Genomic DNA, 1,852 nt, shown 5'->3' with positions numbered 1-1,852 from the left:
ACTTAACACCGGCAGGGATTCTGAAATCCCCCAAAACATCATCATCTGGCCAATCCCGGGATGTCAGGCGATTAAACTGCCAAAAACCTACAATATTCAGCTTAAAGACGGTGATTTGGGTAGGAAAGCAATGGGGCTTCAGGTCAGTGTTAACGGCAGAGTAACCCATGGAAATTCCGCACAATTGGCCGTTCAGGTTCCTGGCGTTGATAGGCCGGTATGGTGTTTGTCATTTGCTGAAGAAACCAGATTACTGAACGATACGCTGGAATACCTTACTGATAACCTTGACCAGCTGACAGAACAGTTGCAAAAAGGTGCAGTATTTGACTTACCTCGAACCCTGCTTTTTAACAACCCCAAAAACACCGATGAGCGTATTTATGGCTTGCTTATACGCTACCTGCTTACCCTGAATAAGGCCCGGCAGTTCATCGCTCTGCACTTTGAAGGCAAACCCGGAAAACCCCACAGCCGGACCCAACAGCTACAAAAAGAACAACAACGTCTTCATGCACTTACCAGGAACCTTCAAATGAAATTGACTAGCCATGTTTGCCGTAATGATTTTGAGCACAGGGTCATCGACTGGCTGGCGACAACGCATCATATTAATGATTACGGGATAAAGAGGAAGGACTTTATCAGAGCACTGCTTGCGATGATGCATCCTGAATAAGACCGTGTGTCGTGCACCAGCCTTAGTGCTTGCCTCTTTCAACCAGCCGATAACAAGTGCTTAAAACATATTGAATGAATTGATTAAGACAGGAACTTTTCTAGTTAATGAGTGGTCTAAATCTGTAATTCAAGAATTGAATAATTCAATGGATCACTTAAATACATTACCGCCTTACGATGTTTCTTTTGCTGAATTTTATGCGAATTTAATAGAAGAGACGTATCATGATAGGACGAATGAACAACAGCCGTCTTTTCAAGGCATGTCTGTTCGGAGGTGTCCCCCCCGTTTTCCTATTTACAATAGTCAACCAGACATACAACCAAATAACAATAATTATTATTTAAATTTATTGAATGAATATGATACAACCCTGATACTTGCCGATACAGAGGATTCTTTCGGAACTGATATTCCTGAGATACCAACATCAGATCTTGACGCATATGCACCTTGGAATTCTGGTAATGAATCCAATAATGATGCGCTATTGTTAGCATCAGGTATTCCCTTTATTCAGCAGGTATGCACATTGGGGATCGGGCCTGAGATCAGGGAGCCAACATCAACGAGCCATTCGGACCCAGAGTATCAGTTAATCAATACTCCTGTCGTAACCTCAAGTCCAGAAGATGCTCGACCACTTGCTGTAGTTAACCCACTAAACCTGAACCAAACAACAAATAATAACCAAACGACCCGGGCAGAAGCAGCTACTCATGGCAACTCTTCAGTAGTAGAGCCCCCGGGCGAGCTTCGCAAAGATCCCTCTTGTACACAGCGCAAAAGGCGGCCCTACCAGAATGATCCCGATTATGCAGAGCGCCAAAAGGTGCGCCAAAGGGAGCGCCAAAGGGAGCGCCAAAGGGAGCGATATCAGAATGACCCCGATTACGCTGAGCACCGGAGGAAAAGAAATAGAGATCGCCGTAGGGAGCGCTACCGGAATGATCCCGCTTTCGCACAGCACCAAAGGGATAGAAAAAGGGAATACTACCAGAATAATCCCGCTTTCGCAGAGCGCCAAAGGGAGCGCCAAAGGAAGCGCTACCAGGATGATCCCGCTTTCGCAGAGTGCCTAAAGGAGCGCCTAAGGAAGCGCCGAAGGAAGCGCTACCAGAATGATCCCGCTTTTGCACAGCGCCAAAGTGAGCGCCTAAAGAAGCGCCA

Annotated in this window: 2 protein-coding genes; both read left to right on the top strand. The window is 46.1% G+C overall.

All coding sequences use genetic code 11. The annotated features are described in order from the left end of the window. The coding region (locus tag KDK15_RS18380; RefSeq protein WP_257296849.1) for a hypothetical protein at positions 1-679 on the top strand (679 nt) is incomplete at its 5' end. Between the two features lie 70 nt (positions 680-749). After that, the coding region (locus tag KDK15_RS18375) for a hypothetical protein (RefSeq protein ID WP_257296848.1) at positions 750-1,852 on the top strand (1,103 nt) is incomplete at its 3' end.

It is taken from the genome of Endozoicomonas sp. YOMI1, from assembly GCF_024606345.1.
Taxonomy (GTDB): domain Bacteria; phylum Pseudomonadota; class Gammaproteobacteria; order Pseudomonadales; family Endozoicomonadaceae; genus Endozoicomonas.
Note: the sequence above shows the minus strand (reverse complement) of the source record. Positions and strands in the feature narration are given on the sequence as shown.